The 21,889-nt window shown below is 28.7% G+C and carries 28 protein-coding genes; 7 read left to right on the top strand and 21 right to left on the bottom strand.

Translation table 11 applies throughout. The features are described from left to right. Positions 1 to 9: 9 nt before the first annotated feature. Genes yajC through ACTTA0_RS04865 form a run of 11 tightly spaced genes read right to left on the bottom strand, consistent with a single transcriptional unit; the run spans position 10 to position 8,339 of the window. Positions 10 to 300 (bottom strand): preprotein translocase subunit YajC, encoded by a 291-nt coding sequence (yajC, locus tag ACTTA0_RS04915; protein WP_262589219.1) that lies wholly within the window; start codon positions 298 to 300, stop codon positions 10 to 12. Between the two features lie 53 nt (positions 301 to 353). After that, positions 354 to 1,613, bottom strand: coding sequence for a serine--tRNA ligase (gene serS / locus ACTTA0_RS04910; RefSeq protein WP_440676307.1), 1,260 nt, complete (start codon positions 1,611 to 1,613; stop codon positions 354 to 356). Then, a complete protein-coding gene (tatC, locus tag ACTTA0_RS04905; protein WP_262589221.1) occupies positions 1,606 to 2,376 on the bottom strand; it encodes a twin-arginine translocase subunit TatC in 771 nt (256 codons plus the stop codon). The genes serS and tatC overlap by 8 nt, the downstream gene beginning before the upstream one ends. Continuing rightward, on the bottom strand, positions 2,369 to 2,587 hold the full coding sequence (gene tatB / locus ACTTA0_RS04900; RefSeq protein ID WP_262589222.1) for a Sec-independent protein translocase protein TatB: 219 nt from the start codon (positions 2,585 to 2,587) through the stop codon (positions 2,369 to 2,371). The genes tatC and tatB overlap by 8 nt, the downstream gene beginning before the upstream one ends. A gap of 5 nt (positions 2,588 to 2,592) precedes the next feature. Beyond that, positions 2,593 to 2,793, bottom strand: a complete 201-nt coding sequence (gene tatA, locus ACTTA0_RS04895) for a twin-arginine translocase TatA/TatE family subunit (protein WP_262589223.1) — start codon at positions 2,791 to 2,793, stop codon at positions 2,593 to 2,595. Between the two features lie 47 nt (positions 2,794 to 2,840). After that, complete coding sequence (scpB, locus tag ACTTA0_RS04890) at positions 2,841 to 3,542, bottom strand: SMC-Scp complex subunit ScpB (RefSeq protein WP_440676306.1); 702 nt, start codon at positions 3,540 to 3,542, stop codon at positions 2,841 to 2,843. Next, positions 3,535 to 4,278 carry a segregation and condensation protein A gene (locus ACTTA0_RS04885; protein ID WP_440676305.1) on the bottom strand — a complete coding sequence of 248 codons (744 nt, stop codon included), beginning with the start codon at positions 4,276 to 4,278 and terminating at the stop codon, positions 3,535 to 3,537. Before ACTTA0_RS04885 ends, scpB begins: the two co-directional genes overlap by 8 nt. A gap of 9 nt (positions 4,279 to 4,287) precedes the next feature. After that, entirely contained in the window at positions 4,288 to 5,238 is a 951-nt protein-coding gene (locus ACTTA0_RS04880; protein ID WP_440676304.1) for a glycoside hydrolase family 3 N-terminal domain-containing protein, read from the bottom strand. Continuing rightward, positions 5,228 to 5,491, bottom strand: coding sequence for a hypothetical protein (locus tag ACTTA0_RS04875; protein WP_262589227.1), 264 nt, complete (start codon positions 5,489 to 5,491; stop codon positions 5,228 to 5,230). The genes ACTTA0_RS04880 and ACTTA0_RS04875 overlap by 11 nt, the downstream gene beginning before the upstream one ends. Next, entirely contained in the window at positions 5,491 to 7,224 is a 1,734-nt protein-coding gene (gene argS / locus ACTTA0_RS04870; protein ID WP_440676303.1) for an arginine--tRNA ligase, read from the bottom strand. Before argS ends, ACTTA0_RS04875 begins: the two co-directional genes overlap by 1 nt. Then, positions 7,221 to 8,339 carry a deoxyguanosinetriphosphate triphosphohydrolase gene (locus tag ACTTA0_RS04865; RefSeq protein ID WP_440676302.1) on the bottom strand — a complete coding sequence of 373 codons (1,119 nt, stop codon included), beginning with the start codon at positions 8,337 to 8,339 and terminating at the stop codon, positions 7,221 to 7,223. The genes argS and ACTTA0_RS04865 overlap by 4 nt, the downstream gene beginning before the upstream one ends. A gap of 50 nt (positions 8,340 to 8,389) precedes the next feature. Between ACTTA0_RS04865 and ACTTA0_RS04860 the strand changes: the two genes are divergently transcribed. Continuing rightward, complete coding sequence (locus ACTTA0_RS04860) at positions 8,390 to 8,707, top strand: HesB/IscA family protein (RefSeq protein ID WP_262589230.1); 318 nt, start codon at positions 8,390 to 8,392, stop codon at positions 8,705 to 8,707. After that, positions 8,707 to 9,483, top strand: coding sequence for an exodeoxyribonuclease III (xth, locus tag ACTTA0_RS04855; protein ID WP_440676301.1), 777 nt, complete (start codon positions 8,707 to 8,709; stop codon positions 9,481 to 9,483). The genes ACTTA0_RS04860 and xth overlap by 1 nt, the downstream gene beginning before the upstream one ends. Here xth and ACTTA0_RS04850 read toward each other — a convergent pair. From ACTTA0_RS04850 to ACTTA0_RS04835, 4 genes are read right to left on the bottom strand one after another with little or no spacing between them, the layout of a single operon-like run. Then, positions 9,475 to 10,473: an Ldh family oxidoreductase gene (locus ACTTA0_RS04850; protein ID WP_440676300.1), complete on the bottom strand. Its 999-nt coding sequence runs from the start codon at positions 10,471 to 10,473 to the stop codon at positions 9,475 to 9,477. The two genes, xth and ACTTA0_RS04850, sit on opposite strands and share 9 nt — an antisense overlap. After that, the gene (locus ACTTA0_RS04845; protein ID WP_440676299.1) at positions 10,473 to 10,871 is read right to left on the bottom strand and encodes a Fur family transcriptional regulator; all 399 of its coding nucleotides are present in this window, start codon (positions 10,869 to 10,871) and stop codon (positions 10,473 to 10,475) included. The genes ACTTA0_RS04850 and ACTTA0_RS04845 overlap by 1 nt, the downstream gene beginning before the upstream one ends. A gap of 24 nt (positions 10,872 to 10,895) precedes the next feature. After that, entirely contained in the window at positions 10,896 to 11,699 is an 804-nt protein-coding gene (locus ACTTA0_RS04840; protein ID WP_440634127.1) for a metal ABC transporter permease, read from the bottom strand. Between the two features lies 1 nt (position 11,700). Then, positions 11,701 to 12,447 (bottom strand): ATP-binding cassette domain-containing protein, encoded by a 747-nt coding sequence (locus ACTTA0_RS04835; protein ID WP_440676298.1) that lies wholly within the window; start codon positions 12,445 to 12,447, stop codon positions 11,701 to 11,703. A 70-nt stretch (positions 12,448 to 12,517) separates the two neighbouring features. Here ACTTA0_RS04835 and ACTTA0_RS04830 point away from each other — a divergent pair, with 70 nt between their 5' ends. The 5 genes from ACTTA0_RS04830 (at position 12,518) to ACTTA0_RS04810 (ending at position 15,900) form a co-directional block, all read left to right on the top strand. Further along, a complete protein-coding gene (locus tag ACTTA0_RS04830; protein ID WP_440676297.1) occupies positions 12,518 to 13,534 on the top strand; it encodes a zinc ABC transporter substrate-binding protein in 1,017 nt (338 codons plus the stop codon). Between the two features lie 132 nt (positions 13,535 to 13,666). Continuing rightward, positions 13,667 to 14,548, top strand: coding sequence for a phytanoyl-CoA dioxygenase family protein (locus tag ACTTA0_RS04825; protein ID WP_440614400.1), 882 nt, complete (start codon positions 13,667 to 13,669; stop codon positions 14,546 to 14,548). 50 nt (positions 14,549 to 14,598) lie between these two features. After that, entirely contained in the window at positions 14,599 to 14,823 is a 225-nt protein-coding gene (locus ACTTA0_RS04820) for a DUF6552 family protein (RefSeq protein ID WP_440614401.1), read from the top strand. Next, positions 14,823 to 15,254 (top strand): arsenate reductase ArsC, encoded by a 432-nt coding sequence (locus tag ACTTA0_RS04815; RefSeq protein WP_440648448.1) that lies wholly within the window; start codon positions 14,823 to 14,825, stop codon positions 15,252 to 15,254. The genes ACTTA0_RS04820 and ACTTA0_RS04815 overlap by 1 nt, the downstream gene beginning before the upstream one ends. Then, positions 15,244 to 15,900: an MIP/aquaporin family protein gene (locus tag ACTTA0_RS04810; protein WP_440614403.1), complete on the top strand. Its 657-nt coding sequence runs from the start codon at positions 15,244 to 15,246 to the stop codon at positions 15,898 to 15,900. The genes ACTTA0_RS04815 and ACTTA0_RS04810 overlap by 11 nt, the downstream gene beginning before the upstream one ends. On the opposite strand, the gene phoB is transcribed toward ACTTA0_RS04810, so the two are convergent. The 6 genes from phoB to ACTTA0_RS04780 all read right to left on the bottom strand — a co-directional run bounded on the left by phoB (position 15,889) and on the right by ACTTA0_RS04780 (position 21,817). Beyond that, positions 15,889 to 16,569 (bottom strand): phosphate regulon transcriptional regulator PhoB, encoded by a 681-nt coding sequence (gene phoB / locus ACTTA0_RS04805; RefSeq protein WP_440614404.1) that lies wholly within the window; start codon positions 16,567 to 16,569, stop codon positions 15,889 to 15,891. The genes ACTTA0_RS04810 and phoB overlap by 12 nt on opposite strands. 2 nt (positions 16,570 to 16,571) lie before the next feature. Continuing rightward, positions 16,572 to 17,264 carry a phosphate signaling complex protein PhoU gene (gene phoU / locus ACTTA0_RS04800; RefSeq protein ID WP_262589241.1) on the bottom strand — a complete coding sequence of 231 codons (693 nt, stop codon included), beginning with the start codon at positions 17,262 to 17,264 and terminating at the stop codon, positions 16,572 to 16,574. 3 nt (positions 17,265 to 17,267) lie between these two features. Beyond that, positions 17,268 to 18,029 (bottom strand): phosphate ABC transporter ATP-binding protein PstB, encoded by a 762-nt coding sequence (gene pstB / locus ACTTA0_RS04795; RefSeq protein WP_440676296.1) that lies wholly within the window; start codon positions 18,027 to 18,029, stop codon positions 17,268 to 17,270. Then, on the bottom strand, positions 18,029 to 19,291 hold the full coding sequence (gene pstA, locus ACTTA0_RS04790; RefSeq protein ID WP_440676295.1) for a phosphate ABC transporter permease PstA: 1,263 nt from the start codon (positions 19,289 to 19,291) through the stop codon (positions 18,029 to 18,031). Before pstA ends, pstB begins: the two co-directional genes overlap by 1 nt. Continuing rightward, a complete protein-coding gene (pstC, locus tag ACTTA0_RS04785; protein ID WP_440676294.1) occupies positions 19,284 to 20,687 on the bottom strand; it encodes a phosphate ABC transporter permease subunit PstC in 1,404 nt (467 codons plus the stop codon). The genes pstA and pstC overlap by 8 nt, the downstream gene beginning before the upstream one ends. 110 nt (positions 20,688 to 20,797) lie before the next feature. After that, positions 20,798 to 21,817, bottom strand: coding sequence for a substrate-binding domain-containing protein (locus tag ACTTA0_RS04780; protein ID WP_440676293.1), 1,020 nt, complete (start codon positions 21,815 to 21,817; stop codon positions 20,798 to 20,800). Positions 21,818 to 21,889 lie beyond the last annotated feature (72 nt).

Genomic DNA, 21,889 nt, shown 5'->3' with positions numbered 1-21,889 from the left:
CTTAATTGATTATTTTTTAACTTCTGGAGTATTGTTTAAGAGACTTTGAATACCTGTGGCTTTAACAATTTCTACTTTAACATTTTCAGCTATTTCAACTTCTACTTTGTCGTTATCAATTAATCTTTCTACTCTTCCTGTTATACCGCCTGAAGTGACAACTTTATCACCTCTCTTTAAACCTTCGACCATTGCTTTATGCTCTTTAACTTTTTTTTGCTGTGGTCTGATTAAGAAAAAATAAAAAATAACAAAAATTAAAATTAGCGGTATAAACTGACCTATTCCTGAACCTTCCATAAATCTCCTTTAAATTATGGCATTCTTATACCATCTAACTAATTAAAACAACTTTAATTGTTAGAAATCAATTCCATATTGTTCATATAAGGTCTTAGAACTTTAGGAATTATAATAGAACCATCTTTTTGCTGATAGTTTTCCATAATTGCAATCAGAGTTCTTCCAACAGCTAAACCACTTCCATTCAACGTACCTGCAAAAACATTTTCCTTATTATTGTTTTTGTATCTTGCCTTCATACGCTGTGCTTGAAACGTTGAACAAGATGAACATGATGATATTTCTCTATATTTATTTTCTGATGGCAACCATACCTCAATATCATAGGTCTTCTCTGCGCTAAAACCCATATCACCTGAACATAAAATTACTTTCCGATAAGGTAACTCTAATTTATCTAGTATGTCAGTTGCACAATCTGTCATTCTCTCTAATTCTTCTAAACATTTTTCATTCTCAACAATGCTTACCATTTCAACTTTGTAAAATTGATGCTGTCTAATCATACCCCTTGTATCCTTTCCATAGCTTCCAGCCTCTTTTCTAAAACAAGGAGTTGAAGCTACAAATCTCATTGGTAAATTATTAAGATCAATCATTTTATCTTTAACAATATTCGTTAAAATGACCTCTGCTGTTGGTATCAAAAATTTTCTATCTGAACCTTCGTCAAATTTAATTTCAAACTGATCATTTTCAAATTTTGGCAACTGTCCGGTACCGTACATAGTGCTTTCTGATGCCATTAACGGTGGTGATATCTCCTGATAACCATTTTGATGAATATGTGTATCAAGCATAAAATTTGATATTGCTCTTTCTAAAAGAGCCAATTTATCTTTTACAAATACAAATCTTGAACCAGTAGTTTTTGTAGCTAAATCAAAATCAAGCATATTTAGTTTTTCACCTAATTCGTAATGTGTTTTAGGTTTAAATTCTAAATTAGGTATCTCTCCTGATTTTAATATTTCTTTATTATCATTTTCGTCTTTACCATTTGGAACATCTTCATGCGGTATATTAGGTATGCTAGACAGAATACTATCTAAATCAAACTTAATTTGTTTTTGATCTTCTACAATTTTGTCGAGTTCCTTGCTGATTTCTTTAGATTTCTTAAACAAGCTCTCATCTTTTGATTTAGAAATGTCTTTTTTTTCTTTTTCTAAACTTTCTTTTTTTTGAATTAAATTTCTATTTTGTTCATCCAATTTTTGTATTTTTTCAAAATCTACTTCTAAGTTTCTTTTTTCAAGAGATTTTTGAAATTTTGAAAAATCTTTCCGTATTTCTTTAATGTTATGCATCTTCTTTTTGTAAATTTTTGTTTTCTATAAATTTTACTGAAAATATTGATAATTCATACAGAATTAATAAAGGTATTGCTAAACCAATTTGAGTTATTGGATCTGGCGGTGTTAGCAATGCAGCTGCTGCAAATATAATAACAACTACATATTTTCTTCTCTCTTTTAAAAATTGACTATCAACTATTCCAATTCTTGCTAGTAAACTTAAAACAACTGGTAGCTGAAAACTGATACCAAAAGCAAAAATTAATTTCATAACTAGTGATAAATATTCATTAACTTTAGCCTCTAATTGGATTGGTAAATTTGTAGAAAGACCTGTGCTTTCAAATGAAAGAAAAAATTTAATCGCAAGGGGCATTATCAAATAATAAACCAGCATACCTCCTAAAAAAAATAATATTGGTGTTAATATAAGGTAAGGCAGAATTGCTACCTTTTCATGTTTGTACAAACCAGGTGCAATAAATTTCCAAATTTGCATCAAGATAAAAGGACATGTAACAAAAAAAGCTGTGAAGAATGATACTTTAAGGTATGTTAAAAAGGTCTCTTGTAAAGCTGTAAATATCAATCTTCTATCAGATCCATCTTCTTTTACAGCTCTTGCAAATGGATCAACAAGGAAACCATAGATATGTTCTGCAAATAAGTAACAAATCACAAAAAAGATAAATAAAAAGATAAAGCTATTTATCAATCTTTTTCTTAATTCTGTAAGGTGACTTACAAATCCACCTTCCTGATCTTCATTACTCATCTTTTTTAATTTCTTTTTTTATTTCGTTATCAATTTTTTCTTCATCTATCTCTAGATTTGAAACTTCATTTTGAATATTGTTAACGTATCTTTTTGCTGATCCGATCCACGAGCCTGCTTTTTTTAACATTACTGGAAAATCCTTTGGACCAAGAACTATTATAGCAATAGCAACAACAATTAAAATTTCAAACCAACCGATAGTAGGCATTTAAATTAATTTTTGTTATCCGAGTCTTTGTTATCGTCAGATATATTTTTTGGCTCTGTATCGTCAGTCACGTCTGACGCCATTCCCTTTTTGAAGCTTTTAATACCTTTAGCTACATCACCCATTAAGCTTGAAATTTTTCCTCTTCCAAACAATAAAACAACCAATATAACTACAATAGCTATTTGCCAAATTCCTATACTCATGAAAAACTTATAACCTTTTTAAGGTTATTTTGAAAGTTACTTTTTTATTAATCTTTCTCTTCAGGGTCTAGAGTGCTGTTTAGCATTTCATCTATATTGGAATAAATATCCTCTTTTTTCTCTTCTTGCTTTTCTTTGTAAAACTTTCCAGTTCCAAAAATAGCATTATCAACACTTGAACTATCAATTAAACCAGCAGCACCCAATTCATCAATTGTTGGAAGATCAGACAATTTTTGTATGTTGAAGTGACTTAAAAAATCATCAGTAGTTATGTACTGAATTGGTCTACCTGGAACATCTTTTCGACCACCTGGTTTTACCCAATTTAATTCCATTAATATCTCTAAAGTATTTGTACCAAAAGCAACTCCCCTTATTTCCTCTATCTCAGCTCTCGTAACTGGTTGATGATAAACAATTATAGCCAATGTCTCTACTGCAGCTCTAGATAGTTTCTTTTCAACAGTTTTTTCTTGGGACATCAAACTTGATAAATTTGGTGATGTTCTAAAAGACCACTTATCTTTTATACAAATTAAATTAATTCCTCTATTTGAATATTCTTGCTTTAATTTTTCCAAAGACTCTGGAACGTTGCCTTTTTTAGAAACTTTACTTTCTATAGTATCTACATCTAAAGGTTCAGCTGCAGCAAAAATAATTGCTTCTATTTCTTTATCTAAATCCGATAATTTTGATGGAAACTTTAAAACATTATCTTTTGAAGCTTTTGCTTTTTTAATCATTTATTTCCTTTATATATATTTCATCAAACAATTTATCTTGTTTAATTGATAAATTTCCTTCTTTAACTAATTCTAATGATCCAGCAAATATCCCAGCCTTACCAGTTCTTTTGTATTTTGAACCACTTTTAAAATTACTTGGTATTAATTCATCAAGTTTTTTCCATTCAAATAGTTTGCCAAAAAATTCTCTAATTGTTTTGATGCCATCTTCTGTTGTGAACACAGGTAGTTTTGGAATATTCATTTTTTGAAAATCTTTAGTCATTATTATTGTTGAGTAAGCTTTCATTAGTTCAAATAAACTTAAGTTATATTCTGTGCTATAAATTGATCTAATATTTCCTTTCATACCTCTTGTTCTTATTTCTCTACCTAATCTTTTTCTCTTAAGCATTTGTTCGGATAATAATCTAATTAGTTCTAATTTTTTTAGCTGTAATTTTAACTTTTCTGCAACTTCTTGTACTTTAAATTCCTCTTCTGGAGTACCAGGTAAAAGTAATTTTGATTTTAAATAGGCTAACCATGTAGCCATTAAAAGATATTCAGAAGCAATTTCTAAATTTAAGTTTTTTTCATTAGTAATATACTCATGAAATTGATCTGCTAACTTAGTTATAGATATTTCTTCTAGATCAACTTTTTGAGCTTTTGCTAAATCTAAAAGTACATCTAATGGTCCATTATAATTATTTATATCGACATTAAATAATTCAGAATCAGTGGCAGACATGAAAAGATATTAACTTAAAATTTTATAAAATTGAGATGTTTTTTTAACAATAAAACTATTCACTTGAGGTGAATTTTCTGCAACTATATTCATTTCTTTCATATTTCCATTGCAATGAAGTGCTATATTACAACCTGCACTGAATAAATTAATAGTATTAAGTTTTAAATCATCACTTAAACTCTTCATTGATAAGTCATCTGAAATTAAAATATTCTTAAATCCTATATTTTTCCTAATAATATTAATTATTTTTTTAGAGTGAGTGGCGGTGTTATTTTTATCAATTTTTGAATAAACAACATGACCTGTCATTGCAAATAAACATTTCTTCTTTTTAAATGTCCAAAAATCGTTTTTGAGAAGATATCCATATGTTTTATTAATAATCGGTGTTGAATAATGACTGTCGACTTTTGCTAAACCATGACCAGGTATATGCTTCATTACAGCTCCTATTGAGTTATTTTGAAATAATTCAATACAAATATCCCCTAATTTAGAGACAATTTTTTTATTTTTTGAATAAGATCTATCACCAATTACCTTGCTAGCGCCATTAACTCTAAGATCTAAAACTGGAACAGTATTAATATTCACTCCAATTAAATTCAATAAATAAGAAGTCTTATCTACAAATAACTTATAAACGATTTCAAATTTTTTTTTATCTTTATTAAACAAATCTCCAAAATATTCAGATGTCATATTATCAAAGGAAATTAAATTTCTTAATCTGTTTACTCTTCCTCCTTCCTGATCAATCATAATTGGATATTTTTTATCCTTAAAAATTTTTCTAATGCTAGAGGTTAATTTTTTAACTTGATCAAAAGATTTAATATTTCTAGTAAATAGGATAATTCCCCAGGGTTTATATTTTTTTAGAAATAAAATTTCATTTTTAGATAATTTTGTTGATTTTAAACCAACTATAAAAGATTTTCTTTTACTTATCATTGTCTAATAATTTCCAAAAATTAAATTTTTTCTTTTTCTTTTTGTTTGTTTGCTTAACATACTCAATTACATTTTGAGTATCATTCTCTAAAACTGGTAAATTTTTTGAATATAATTTTATTTTCTCATCAATATTTTGATGAGATCTGTATGATTTTTTTTTGTGTTCATCTGAAAAATAATATTTTCCTGTAAAAAAAATAAATAAAAGTATTACTAAAACAAATATTAAGTACTTTATTTCTTTAAGCATTACATTTGATTTGGTGTATCAACACCAACAATATCCATACCTGTTTTTATTACATTGGAAATAGCCTTCAAAAAGATCAATTTATCTGGTGAGACTATTTTTTGATCATTAATGAACCTTTTTTCTGGAAATTGTTTTCCTAAATTCCAATACGAGTGAAATTCTGATGCAAGATCATATAAATAAACAGGTATTCTATGTGGTTCTAATTTTGTACTAGCTGCGTCAATACATTTTGGCCATTCAGATAACTTTTTTAAAATTTTAATTTCATCATTAGAATATTCAAAATTGAAATCATTTAATTCAATTTTTGAATTTACATCTTCATCTATATGTCTAAATACAGATGAAATTCTAGCGTAACAATATTGAACATAATATAGTGGATTGTCCTTAGATTTTTCTTTGACTGCATCGAAATCAAAATCTAATTCAACATCACTACTTCTGTTAAGCATAATAAATCTTGTTGCATCTTTTCCAACTTCTTCAATCAAGTCATCAACCGTAATGTAATCCCCTTTTCTTTTAGACATTTTAAAAGGCTTGTTATCTTTTATTAATTTTACTAACTGACTAATTTTACAAATTAATGTATCTTTTTTTCCTGACAGTGCTTCAACAGATGAAGTAATCCGTTTTATGTAACCTGCGTGATCTGCTCCAAGAATATTGATTAAGTAATCGAAATTTCTATCAACTTTATTTTTATGATAAGCAACGTCACTTGCAAAATAAGTCCATGTACCATCTGATTTTTGAAGTGCACGATCTTTATCGTCTCCAAAGTCTGTTGATTTAAATAATAATTGCTCCCTTTCAACCCAATCTTTGTTATCTTCACCAGCGGGGGCTTTAATTTTTCCTTTATAAATAAAGTTATTTTTTTCTAAAAAATCTATTACACTTTCAACTTCATTGTTTAATACAATACTTTTTTCACTAACAAAGTTATCATGTTTAATACCCAAGCTTTTAAGATTGTTTTTGATAAGCAGAAGTGCCTGCTCTATTGATAAGGCAGTTAATTTATCACTAATTTCGTCAAAATTATCAAAGTTAAGATTTGAATTATTTGAAATTATATTTTTTGCAAAATCAATTAGATAATCCCCAGGATACAAATCAGGATTATCTTCAGGAAATGTTTCTTTAAAATGAACTTCTCTAATTCTAAAATATACGGATTTAGTAAAATTTATAATTTGGTTACCATAATCATTCACATAATATTCTTTTGTAACTTTATGTTTATTAAAAATTAAAACATTAGAGATAACATCGCCTAGAATAGCACCTCTACAATGTCCTACATGTAAGGGTCCTGTAGGGTTTGCCGAAACAAACTCCACTAAATAATTATTTTTCTTTTCTTTCTCATTAATTCCAAAATTATCTGCATTATCTGTAATATCTTTAATAAAATTTGACCAAAAAGATGGTTTAAATTTAATATTAATAAATCCTGGTTTGGCTACAGATATTGTTTCAATTTCGCTGTCATTATTTTTAATTTCAGGAGCAAGTTTTTCTGCAAGCTGTAATGGTGAGGTTTTATTGATTTTTGATAAAACCATTGCAACATTTGTTGAAATATCACAATCAAATTTTGGTGGAGGTATTTCTGCATTAATACCATTAAAACTCTCTGAAATTTCTAGATGATTATTTTTATTCAAATCAACAATAACTGATTTAATTTTGTCTAAATATAATTCAAAAATATTCATTTATTATCGTTATAAAGTTTAATAGCATATCTATCAGTCATACCAGATATAAAATCTGAAATAGCTCTATATTTGTCTTTAGTCAATTGATCTTTGGACAAAAATTTTCTTGGATTTGATTTAATTATTTTAAATAATTTCTTAATTATTAATTTACCTTTATGATTTTTTTTCAATACTGATTTATTGTCATACATTTTGTGTCTTAAGAAAGATTTAATTTCTTTTTCTGCATTCTTAATTTGGTTTGAAAAGCAAACAATTAACTCATTAGATTTAGCTACATCTCTTGAGGATTTTATCTTAAGCTTTTGAATATTTTTCTGAGTATTGCTCAATAAATCTTTAACCATGAGGTCAATTGAGTCTCTTATAATTTGATAAATTGCAATTTTATAATTTTTATTAGTAATTTTATTTTTATATTTTATATGAATATTTTTAAAAAAATCTATTTCAACCAATTCCTCCATTTTAAAAAGGTTGGCTTTTATTCCGTCTTGAATATCGTGATTGTTATATGCAATATCATCTGAAATTGCTGAAATTTGAGCTTCAAGAGAGGGAAATGAATTATATTTAATTTTACCTTTAAAAGCTTTTAACCCTATTAACTTATTAACTAAACCAATATCCTCAATAGGTCCGTTATGTTTAAGAAGACCTTCTAACGTTTCTATGGTCAAGTTTAATCCATTGAACTTAAAATACTTATTTTCTAAAAACATAACTATTCTTAAAGTTTGAAGGTTGTGATCAAAACCACCATAATTATCCATGCATTCATGTAAGGCATCTTCTCCAGCATGACCAAACGGCGTGTGGCCTAAATCATGTGCTAAACTTAAAGTTTCAGCTAAATCTTCATTTAATTTTAAATATTTGGCTATTGATCTTGCAATCTGAGCAACCTCTATTGAGTGAGTAATCCTTGTTCTAAAATGATCTCCCTCAGTATTAACAAATACTTGGGTTTTATGTTTTAACCTTCTAAATGATGCGCTATGAATAATACGATCTCTATCTCTTTGAAAAGGAGATCGATATTTTGAGTTAGCTTCCTTGATTAGTCTGCCTTTACTTTTGTATACCCCTAACAAAGCGTCTTTTTTCATCCTTTAATTAAAATAATTAAGTATTATATTAGTAATATCAGTGTTGAGACATGATTAAAGAAATTAAATTTACAGATAATGCGTTAAAACAAATAGAAAGTTTGTTAGCAAAAAAAGACAAAGGTTCATTTTTTAGAATCGCTATTAAAGGTGGTGGTTGTTCAGGATTTCAATACGAATTCACTTTTGATAAATCAAAACAAGATGATGATTTAAATTATCAAAATATTTTAATTGATAAAACTTCTGCAGATTTACTTAAAGGATCTGAAGTTGATTATGTTTCTGAATTAATAGGTGAACAATTTAAAATATCTAACCCACAAACAAAATCCTCTTGTGGTTGTGGTGTTTCTTTCTCACTTTAATGCTGATTTCTTCTTGGAATGTAAATTCTGTAAGAGCACGAATTGAAAATATCAAAAGTTATTTATTAAAATATAAACCAGATATTTTAATGATGCAGGAAATCAAAACCGAGGATATCAATTTTCCTTATGATGATTTTTCTTCAATGGATTATGAAAGCCACGTATTTGGTCAAAAAAGTTATAATGGTGTAGCAATTATTTCTAAAAATAAATTAAAAAATATTAAAACTGATTTAATTAAAGATAAATTAAAACAATCAAGAATAATTTCTGCTGAATTTGAATATAAGAAAAAAACTATTCAATTAATTAATATATACACTCCAAATGGAAATCCTGTTGATACTGAAAAATATGACTACAAAAAAAATTGGCTTGATCAATTAATCAAACAACTAAAAACTTTATCTAAAAAAAATCCAAATTTAATTTTAGCTGGTGATTTTAATATAATTCCATCAGCAGAAGATGTTTATAATGTAAAAAGTTTTGAGGATGACGCTTTATATAGGTTGGAAATAAGAAAAAAATTTAGAGAGATGATAAATCTAGGTTTTAACGATGTTTATAGATATTTTAATGAAGAGAAAGAAGGATATACATTTTGGGATTATATGAGAGGTGCCTGGCAAAAAAATAATGGCATGAGAATTGATCATTTTTTAGTGTCTAATTCATTAATTGATCAAATTAGGGATATAAACATCAACAAAGATCCTCGTGGAAGAGAAAAACCCTCTGACCACACTCCTATTGAAATTACTTTAACTTAAAGATTTTATTTTATTAACTAACTCTTTGTTTATATTTCTTGGACCGGTGTCCAATCTATTTTTATGACGTCTTTCACCTGGTAATCTTACTTCACCCATTGATTTCATCTTCTCAAAAAATTCTTCTGTATGTTTTTGCCAGTTAGTTCCTGAAGTTTTATCTGGATTTATTGCTAATATAAATTCACCACCGCTTGGAGGACCGCCATCATTATTATCTTTAGCAGCTGTTTCATAACTAAAATTATCACCAACTAAAGCACCCGCTAATAATTCAACCATCATTGCAATTGCAGAACCTTTGTAACCACCGAAAGGTAATAATACTCCACCATCAGCAATTTCACCTGGATCAGTTGTTTCTTTTCCATCTTTAGTCAAACCAGTTCCAAGTGGAACTTTGTGACCTTCTCTTTTAGCAACCTGAACTTCACCCATTGCCATCGATGCAGTTGCCATATCATAAACAACTGGAGTTTTTCCAGGTCTTGGCCAAGCAAATGAAATTGGGTTCGTTCCAAATAATGGTTTTATTGCTCCTGCAGGTGCAACAGCGGGTTTGTATGATGTGCAAGCAAATGCAACTAAACCTTCTTCTGCTAACTTTTCTGTTTCAGGCCACATAGCAGCCATATGATGTGAATTATTTATTGCTAATACGGCAACACCATTTTCTTTTGCAGCTTTGGCTAATTCAGGTAAACCTTTGTTTAAAACAACTGGTGCTAAACAATTATTTCCTTCAACTTTAATTACTGATGGAGATATTTTTTTAACTTCAGGTTTACCTTTTCCATTAATTTTTCCGCTTTTAAGACCGGTCACGTATGCTGGCAATCTAAATAAACCATGAGATACTGATCCATCTCTTTCTGCATTTCTTATTAAATCTGATAAAATTGATGCTGTTTCATCATCGCATCCATTAGTCAAAAGAGTTTTTTTGGTAAGTTCAAATATTTCATCTAAAGTTAATGGTACAGTGCTCATTATTTTGATTTACATTTTTTGCACATACCAAAAAATTCTAAATTATATTTACTATATTTCATACCAGACTCATCTGAAAAATTAGATAAATATTTTGAAAGTTTTGAATTACTTATTTCAGATACATTTTCACAACTTTCACAAATTGAAAAAGCTGTCGCTTTGGAGATCTGACAGCTAGAATTTTGGCAGGCAATAAAAGCATTTCTGCTTTCGATCTTATGAATTTTTCCAATTTCAACTAATTTATCTAAAGCTCTATAAACTTGTAGTGGTGCTTTAATTCCTTTTTTTTGAACATTAAAAAGAATTGAATAAGCCTTCATAGGTTCACCAGATTTATCAATGAGATCAAAAATTATTTTTTGGTTTTTAGAAAGATTGTGTTCTTTTTGCATCTATAAATTCTTATCAATTAGTCATTAGTTTTTCAATTGAATGGATTGCTTTATTTTAAACAAAGATAAAATGAATAAAAACAATGAAGCAGCAATAATTGAGGGTCCTGAAGCTGTGTTAAACTCAAGTGAAGAAAACAATCCTAGTATTACAGATAATAAACCACCTATAATTGAGAAAAATATCATTTTCTGAGGACTGTCTGAGATATTTCTAGCCATAGCAGCTGGAATGATTAGCATTCCGGTTATTAATAATAATCCTACCATTTTTATTGAAATTGCGATGATTGCTGCCATTAAAATTGTGAATACAGCTTTGGCTCGCTCTGGATTTAACCCTTCTGCCTCAGCTAATTCATAATTAACAGTCGATGCAAATAAAGGTTTCCATATCAATTTTAAAATCAGCAAAATGATAGCACCACCTATCCAAATTATTAGTATGTCATTTGTAGTTACAGCTAATATGTCACCAAACAACAGACCCATTATATCAAATCTAATGAATGTTAAAAAACCTATCACAACCAAGCCTACTGCTAGAGAAGAATGGGCTAACAAACCTAGCAAAGCATCACCTGGTAGATTAGTTTTTTTTTGAAGTTGAATAAGAATTAAAGCAACTACAGATGAAATTACAAAAACAGATAAGGCTATATTTAACTCTAAAGAATAAGCCATAGTCACTCCTAATAAAGCTGAGTGAGAGAGTGTATCACCAAAATAAGATAATCTTCTCCAAATTACAAAACAACCTAAGGGGCCAGTAACTAAAGCCACACCTATTCCAGCAACTAAAGCTCTAATAAAAAAATCATCAAACATATTAATTTTTCTTTATTTGTCCTTCCTCTGAATGAACATGATCATGTTTATGTTCATATACAGAAAGAATTTGAGATGCTTTTTCACCAAATAAGGTTTTATATTCGTTATTTTTTGCCACATCCATTGGTGTACCAGAACAACAAACGTGACCATTTAGACAAACAACATGATCAGTAGCTGTCATGACAGTGTGTAAATCATGTGAAATTAATAAAATTCCACAATTAAGAGTGTCTGAAATTTTTTTAATCAATTCATAAAGAGCAATTTCACCTGTGTAATCTACACCTTGAACAGGTTCATCTAAAACTAATAATTCTGGTTTTTTTGAAATAGCCCTTGCTATTAAAACTCTTTGAAACTCACCCCCAGATAAATTTCCTAAATTTTTATTTTTTAAGTGAATGACACCAGTTAAATTTAAAGCTTCATCTATCACTTCCTCATCAATATTTTCTGTTAACAGCATAAAATCATAAACACGAAGAGGTAATGTCCAATCTATAGATATTTTTTGAGGAACATATCCAATCTTGTTAGTATATTTTTCAACATTCCCTTCTATATTTTTATAAATTCCTAAAGCAATTTTCGCAGTTGTACTTTTTCCTGACCCGTTAGGACCAATTAAAGTTACAATTTTTCCTTTTTCAACTTTTAACGAAACACCTTCCACTAGCCATTTATCATTTTGTTTAAAACCAGCGTTATTTAATTTTACTAATGTATTATTTTCTGAGCTCATATATTGCTTGACTTGTAAATGTTATATTATTACATAACGTTATATTATAACAACTTTTAAATAATTACTTATGATAAATCTAAAAAAATTACCAATAATCTTTTCATTAATATCCTTTTTAACTATATTTTCATCAGTAAATGCTGAAATCAAAGTAGTTGCTTCTATTAAACCAATACATTCATTAGCAAGTTATTTAATGGATGGTGTAGGTAAACCAGATCTAATAGTGGATGGTTATAGCTCACCTCATGGATTTGCAATGAAGCCCTCTCATGCAAAAATGCTTCAAAATGCTGATCTTGTGTTTTGGGTAGGAGAAGATTTAGAAAATTTTTTAGAAAAACCTTTAAGTTCAATCGCAAAAAAAGCTGAAAAAATTGAACTAATAGAAATCAAAGGATTACAAGTATTAAAATTTAGAGAAAGAAATATTTTTGACGAACATGATCATGACGACCATGGACATGATGATGATCACGGTAAAAAAGAAGATGATCACGACCACGGTCACGAAGATCATGGTAAAAAAGAAGATGATCACGACGACCATGGACATGATGATCATAATGGACATGCACATGGTGAATTTGATCCACACATTTGGTTGGACCCAATTAATGCAAAAGTTATCTTAAATGAAATGGCAGAACATTTAATTGAAAATGATTCAAAAAATGAAGCTAAATACAAAAGTAATTTAGCTAAGGCTTTGCAAGAAATTGATAAACTTACAATTGATGTAATGACTGATTTAAGTAACAGCGTATCTTCAATTGTATTTCATGATGCTTATCAATATTTCGAGGAAAGATTTAACGTTAAAATATTAGGAGCATTTACTGTTAATACTGATGTAATGCCTGGTGCAGAACAACTTGCTGAAATAAGAGAAATTATTGAGCATGATAAAGTAGCTTGTGTGTTCTCAGAGCCTCAGTTTAATCCTGCTATTATCAATGCTGTAGCAAAAGATATGAAGATTAAAACTGGTGTTATGGATCCTTTAGGTGCAACATTAGATCCAGGTAAAGATCTATATTTCAATTTAATTAGAAATATGTCTGCATCTTTCAAAGGTTGTTAATTAAAAATTAGGTTTAATCCGGGAATTTTTTTAAATTCTCGGATTAACATATAACATTCACTGATATTTTTATAATACAATAAGCATTGTAATTTTTTCTAAGAGGATTTATTTTCTTTATAATTTGATTTTATGAACGATTTAAATTTATTTAAAAAAAATGGTTTTCTTGTTAAAGACAATTTAATTTCTCAAACAAAGATAAACAAAATAAATAAAATTGTTAATGAAGTTATTTCAAAAGAGAAAAATAAAAAATATCATAATGGTGTAAATGGAACTCAATCCTATAATAATTACCATTTTGTTTACAATTCAGGCTCATCCAAAAATAAAGAAATTTTAAGACTAAATAATCCTCAGAACAGGCATAAAGTTTTCTATGAATTATCTAGAGATAAAAAGATTATATCAATAGCTAAAAAATTGTTAGGTGGAACAGTTAGATTTCATCTTGGTAAATTAAATTTTAAGCTTCCAAATAAGAAAAAAGGAAGTGAAATTGGATGGCACCAAGATTGGGCTTTTTACCCTCATACAAACGATGATTTAATCACGGTTGGTATATATTTAGATGATTGCTATGAGAAAAATGGACCTCTTAAAATAATAAAAAATTCACACAAAAAGAAATTATACAGCCACCACAGCAAAGAAAATTATTTTGTTGGAAAAATAGATACTAAAAAAAATAAAATAGGAACTAAAGATAGTGTTTCTATAACAGGAACTGCTGGAACAGTTGTTTTTTTTCATTGTAGATCAGTTCATGGGTCTGGACACAACCAAATGAATAACTCAAGACCCTTAATTTTATTTGGTTATAGAGCTTGTGATGCTTGGCCATTAATCAATGATGGAAACCCTCATCCTGAAGTCAATTTAGAAAATTATGATAAAAATATTATTGTAGGAAATAAATCAATAAAACCAAGATTAGCTAAAGTTCCAACAATAATCCCACTACCTAAGAAGAAACATTATGTTTCTATCTACGAACTTCAAAAAAATTAAATTAAATTCTTTGTAATAAATCTTTAACATAACATTCATATAAATTTTGAATGTTATTTATAAAAAAATATCTTAAATGGATCAGCACATTTTTGGTGTTAACTGGCATTTTGCTTACAAATCTTAATGTTTATCCACTGAATATATATTTTCATGGACTGGGTGTTGTTGGATGGACAATTTCAGGTTTCTTGTTAAAGGATAAGGCTATTTTAACTAATTTTGGATTACAAATTCCACTATTTGTAATCGGTATTTACAAAATTATTTTTTAATGAAAAATGTTTTATTTGTATGCACTGGTAATTCTGCAAGAAGTATTATAGCTGAAAGTATTATAAATAACGAATACTCAAATAAATTTAAAGCTTTTAGTGCTGGAAGTAATCCTTCTGGAACAATCAATCAAGATGTTAGAAGTTTTTTAGAGAAAAACAAAAATTATGATCTAAGTAATTATAGCTCTAAAAACTTTGAAGAATTTATAAATAATGAAATTAAAATGGATCATGTATTTACCGTATGCAATAACGCAAATAATGAGGTGTGCCCTATCTGGCCTCAAAAGGAACAAATAATACATTGGGATATTGAAGATCCTGTATCCAAACTTCAAAGTGCAAATAATGAAGAAAAACAAATAATCATTAGAAATACATTTAATATTATTAGTAGTAAAATTAAAGATTGGATAAATGAAAAATAAAAGTAAATATTTTCTTTCAGAATTTATTGGAAGTTGCTTTCTAGTAATGATCATAGTTGGATCAGGTTTAATGGCAGAAAACTTGACCAACGATATAGCTGTAATGTTAATTGCTAATACTATAGCAACAGGTGCAGGCTTATTTGTATTAATCACAGTATTTGCTGATGTATCTGGTTCTCATTTCAATCCATTTGTTAGTATTGCAATGACAATTACAGGAAAATTAAAAAAAAGATTACTTCCATTTTATATTTCTGCTCAAATCTTAGGCTGTATGTTAGGTGTAGCTTTAGCTAACTTCTTTTTTGAACATCAAATATTTGAACTATCTACAAAATCAAGAGATGGCATTTATATATTTGTATCAGAAATAGTAGCTACATTAGGTCTTATAATGATAATTTTTGGTTCAATGAAATCAGGTAAAATTACTGTGGCTGCTTCAGTTGGTTTATATATTACAGCAGGTTACTGGTTTACTTCATCAACATCATTTGCAAATCCTGCAGTTGCAATAGCTAGAACTTTCACAGAGTCTTTTACTGGTATAAATTATTTAAATACACCATTTTATATAATAGCTGAATTGATTGGAATGATAATAGCTGTTTATCTGGTAAAAAAAGTTTTTTTAAATAAGTGAATAACCAGAAGATCTTACAGTTCTAATTAATTCCTTTTTATTTTTTAAATTTACAGATTGTCTTAATCTTCTGATATGGACATCAATAGTTCTGCTTTCAACATTTACATTATTTGGCCAAACATTTTCTAAAATTTGATCTCTTGAATAAACTCTCTTAGGATTAGTTAAAAAAAATTCTAACAATCTAAATTCTGTTGGTCCAAGCTTAATTTCTTGTTGATCTCTAAACACTCTTTTTTCAATTCTATCTAAGCTTAGGTCTTCATACTCTAAACTGTCAGATACTATATTTGGATTAGATCGTCTTAACACAGCCTTCATTCTTGCCATTAATTCATTAAAGCTGAATGGTTTAGTTAAATAGTCATCTACACCACTATCTAGACCTTTTATTTTGTCTTCCTCTTCACCTTTAGCAGTTAGCATAATCACTGGTAAACTTTTAAAACTATTGTCTTTTCTTATACTTTTACAAATTTCTATCCCTGAAAGATCAGGTAACATCCAATCTAATAATAGTAGATCAGGTTGAAATTTTTTTAATTCTTTTAAACCATCATTGCCATTTAATGATGATGATACTATAAAACCGTTTTTTTCTAGATTATGTTGAACTAATTGAATTATTGAAGGTTCGTCTTCAATAATAAATATCTTACCATTCATTTTTATTGTTGAATAACTTTTCCTTTAGGTCTGCTACCTTTTAAGTATTCACCTTTAATTAAAAAACAAATTGTTTCAGCTATATTAGTTATATGATCTCCAGCTCTTTCAAGATTTTTTGTTGCAAAAATCAAATGGGTTGAAAAATCTAAATTCTTTTTATCTTTTGAAAGAAAATCAATAACACTTTCCATGGCTATATAGGTCAAATCATCAACTTGTTCATCTTTTTCCCATACTTCTTTAGCTTTATCATAATTTTTATTTACGTAACTATCTAGAACATCATTTAATTGTTTAATTACTAAATCTCCTAATCTCTTTAAATTTCCTAATAGTTCCTCAGGCAAATCTAATGGTAAAGGTTTTACTTTTTTTGCGTTACTTTTTGATAGATCACCTATTCTTTCTAAATCTTGAGATATTTTTAAAGAACTGATTGTTTCTCTTAAATCAATAGCCATAGGTGCTCTTTTGACTAGTAATGTCATAATCTGAGTATCTATTTTGGATCTGAATTTATTTATTTCTTCATCGCTTTTAATAATTTTATCAATAGAGTCTTTATCAACTTTGATTACAGCATCCATAGAATCTACCATTTGAGACTCTGTTAAACTTCCCATTTTAATTACTGAATCAATTAAGTATCTTAATTCTTCTTCGTATGATTTTACTGTGTGCTCATTACTCATAATTTATCCAAATCTACCTGTAATATAGTCTTGTGTCATTTTATTGTCAGGATTTTTAAAAATTTTCTCTGTTTTACCTACCTCAATTAACTTACCTAGATGGAAAAAGCCTGTTTTTTGCGAAACTCTAACTGCTTGAGCCATTGAGTGTGTTACAATCACAATTGTATATGTTTTTTTAAGTTCATCGATTAATTCTTCAATTTTTGCTGTTGCTATAGGGTCTAATGCTGAACAAGGTTCGTCCATTAATATAACTTCAGGATTTACAGAGATTGCTCTCGCGATACAAAGTCGTTGTTGTTGACCCCCAGAAAGTCCTGTACCTGGTTCGTCAAGTCGATCCTTCACCTCTTCCCATAGAGCAGCTTTTCTTAAGCTACTCTCAACGATTTCATCTAATTCACTTTTAGTTTCACCTTTTCCATGAATTTTTGGACCATATGAAATGTTATCATAAATACTTTTTGGAAATGGATTTGGTTTTTGAAAGACCATACCTACTCTCTCTCTTAAAGATACAACATCTAAATTTTTGTCATTAATTTCAATACTATCAATTTCTATATTTCCAGTAACTTTACAGATATCAATAACATCGTTCATCCTGTTCAAACATCGAATAAAAGTAGATTTTCCACAACCAGATGGACCAATTAAAGCTGTAACCTCTTTTTCATTTAAATCCAAATTAACATCAAACAATGCTTGCTTCTCACCGTAGTAAACATTTAAGTTAGTTGATTTAATTTTTACTTGGTTCATTAGTTCCATCTTTTCTCAAATTTCTGTCTTAAATATACCGCTAAGAAATTCATTACAATTAAAAAACTTAATAACATCATGATGGTAGCAGATGTTTTCTCTACAAATCCCCTTTCGGCAGACTCAGACCACAAATATACTTGAACAGGTAGAGAGGCTGAAGGATCTATTGGTGTTGAAGGAATATCCACAACAAAAGCAACCATACCAATTAATATTAATGGAGCTGTTTCTCCTAAAGCTTGTGCTAATCCTATAATTGTTCCAGACAAAGTTCCAGGCAACGCTAAAGGAACAACATGATGGAATACAGATTGAAATTTGGAAGCACCAACTGCTAAAGCCCCTTCTCGTATTGATGGAGGTACTGCCTTCAATGAAGCTCTACAAGGTATAATTATCCTAGGCAGTGTCATTAAAGCTAAAGTTATTCCAGCAACTAATGGTGTGGATCTTGGCAATTGGATTGTGGCTAATAATATTTGTAAAGCTAATAAACCATAAACTATTGAGGGAACAGCAGCTAAATTATTGATATTAATTTCTATAAAATCAGTAATCTTATTTTTGGGAGCAAATTCCTCTAAATAAATTGAAGCTAACACTGCAACAGGAAAAGCTAATAATAAACAGATAATTATACTGTAAAAAGATCCAACTAAAGCACCTCCAATTCCTGCAAGTTCAGGATCACGAGAATCTCCATTTTTAAAAAAATAATTATTAAAATTCTTAATAATTTTTTTATTTTCAACTAACGTATCATAAATAACTAATTGAAAATCTGATATTCTTCTTCTGTCTTCTGGTAAATCTCTTGGATAATTTCCTTTATGTAACTGATCAATATCATCTGATGCTGTAATCTCTATATTGAATGTTTTTCCAATTAAATTATTATTTTCTAAAAAAGCTCTTTTAATTTCAATCTCAGCATCTGTTGTGAATAAGTCAATCAATTGATTTTCTTGATCTAAATTCTTAGCAGGATAAACTTTTAACAAACTCTCAATAGTAACATCATAAAAATCAGCATCTAAAATCTCATTTTCTGTTGCTCCATTTTGAATTTCTAAAAGTTCTTGATCAAAAAAAACTTCAACATTTATTGCAGTTTTCATGAATGCAGAACTTCCTTTTGAAAAAATATTGTGAACCAAAATAATAACAAACAACAATGCTACAAAAATTGATGCTAGACCATAAAATCTAAATCTTTTTTCAGCATTATGTCTTTTTTTTAATCTTTGTTCTTTAGTCATATTTCTCTCGATATTTTTTAACAGCTCTTTGTGCTATATAATTAAGAACAAGAGTTGCTATGAACAAAGTTAATCCTAAAGCAAAAGCAGATTGAGTTTTTGGACTATCAAACTCTTGGTCACCAACTAAAATCATTACAATCTGAGTGGTTATAGTTGTTGTGGATTCTAATGGGTTAATAGTTAAATTTGCTGCAAGACCAGCTGCCATAACAACAATCATTGTTTCACCAATTGCTCTTGATACTGCAAGTAAAACTGAGCCAATGATACCTGGTAATGCAGCAGGTATAACAACTTTTTTTATTGTTTCAGACTTTGTTGCACCTATTGCATAAGAACCATCTCTTAAAGATTGTGGCACCGAATTAATAACATCATCAGATAATGATGACACATAAGGAATGATCATAATACCCATAATTAATCCTGCTGCTAGAGCACTTTCCGATGATACAGTTAATCCTAAATTTTCACCAATTTGTCTAAAAAAAGGACCAACGGTTAGGGCTGCAAAAAATCCATAAACAACTGTTGGAATACCAGCTAAGATTTCAATTATTGGTTTTGATATTCTCCTTATTTTTAGTGAAGCGTATTCTGCCATATAAATTCCAGAAAATAACCCAATTGGAACTGCAACTAACATGGCAATTAAAGCAATAAATGATGTTCCTGCAATCAATGGAATAAATCCAAATGCATCTTTAAGCTCTTCGTATTCGGCTGCTGTGATTGCAGAGGCATCACTAACAAAAGCTCTCTGAGGACTCCAATTAGTCCCAAATAAATAATCAAAAATATTTATCACTGAGAAAAACTTTATACTTTCAAATAAAAGTGAAAAAATTATTCCTAAAGTGGTTAAAATTGCAATTAGAGATGAAGCAAATAATAATCCTTTTAAAATTTTTTCAACATCATCTCTTGCTTTGTTGTTATTTTTGATTTTTTTTAACGAATAAATTACTGAAGCAATGACAATAGTAAAAATTAATACTATTTTTGAATTAATAAAAATATTAATAAATTTTGCATATGAAATTGCACTTTCTTTTAAAATAATATCTATATCTCCAAAAAAAGTACCAGCATAAATAGCTTTAATTTTTTCATAAACTAAATTTGCTTCATTCTTATCATTAAAAATAGCTCCCTTATTTGCAGCAGTTTCAATAATTATTGATTTAATAATTACTGGTTCGAACAATGTCCAGATAACCAGGAACACTAAAGAAGGTATCGAACACCATAATACCAGGTAGTATCCATAAAATTTTGGAAGTGCGTTTAATTTAATATTTTTGTTTATTGAGATACTTTTAGTTTTTGATTTACCGTAAAAAAATAAAGATAATGAAAATATTGATATTAAGAATATTAAGACGAAGTTCATTAGAAATGATGTCTATATTCTAAATGTTACAGTTTTGTTACAAATTAAATTCTAGATTGAATAAAAAAAAGGCCAGATAAACTGGCCTTTTTTTGAAAATAAGATTTTAATTAATTAATACTTATTGTGTTTAAATCTAATGCTGCAGTTCGAGTAACTTTGTACTTGTCAGATGCTAAAGGAACTAATCCAATTTTTCCCAAGTATCCTCTGTTACCCATAGCTTTTTTAGAAGTAAACTCTTTTAAGTATTCCTCAATACCAGGAACAACACCAATATGTGCTTTTTTAACGTAAAAGAATAATGGTCTTGCAATTGGGTATGAGTAATCTTGAATACCTTCTAGAGATGGTTGTACACCTTCAATAGAAGCTGCTTTTACCTTATCTTTATTTGCCACAAGGTAACTGTAACCAAAGAAACCATAAGCATCAGGGTTTGATGTTAATTTTTGTACAATAAGAGTATCATTTTCACCAGCCTCAACTGCATAACCATCTTCTCTCATTTTTGCACATTCTTTTTTAGCTTTATCACCAAATAAAGATTTTGCTGTTTTAGAGCAACCTTTACCCATCACTAATGAATTCCAAGCATCTCTTGTTCCTGACGTTGGGGGTGCAATTAAAATTTCAATTTTTTTGTTTGGAAGACTTGCATCAATATCACTCCATTTTTTATATGGATTTTCAATAAGTTTACCATCAACATCAACTTTAGCTGCTAAAGCTCTCCATAATTGCTCTTTTGTAAAGTTAGAGTCTGGAGCACTAACTGCATGTGCAAAAGAAATACCATCATTACCTACTACAATTTCTATAATTTCAGATACACCATTTTTTTCACATAATGCTTTTTCTTTTGGTTTAATCGCTCTTGATGCATTAGTTACATCTGGGTGATTAACACCCACACCAGCGCAAAACAATTTCATTCCACCACCAGTACCTGTACTTTCGATTACAGGGGTTTTAAACTTCCCACTTTTACCGAATTTTTCTGCAACCACTGTTGCGTAAGGATATACAGTCGAAGATCCTACAATTTTGATTTGATCTCTTGAGTAACTAGTTGTTGTAAAACTAAGTACTAAAAGAAATCCAAATATTACACTTATTACTTTTTTCATAATTCTCCTTTTTAGATTCATAATGCGAACTAAATAGATTTGATTCTTAAATATTTTATTAAAGAAAGGTTA

This window comes from Candidatus Pelagibacter sp. HIMB1593 (genome assembly GCF_052047755.1).
In the GTDB taxonomy this organism is placed as follows: Bacteria; Pseudomonadota; Alphaproteobacteria; order Pelagibacterales; family Pelagibacteraceae; genus Pelagibacter.
Note: the sequence above shows the minus strand (reverse complement) of the source record. Positions and strands in the feature narration are given on the sequence as shown.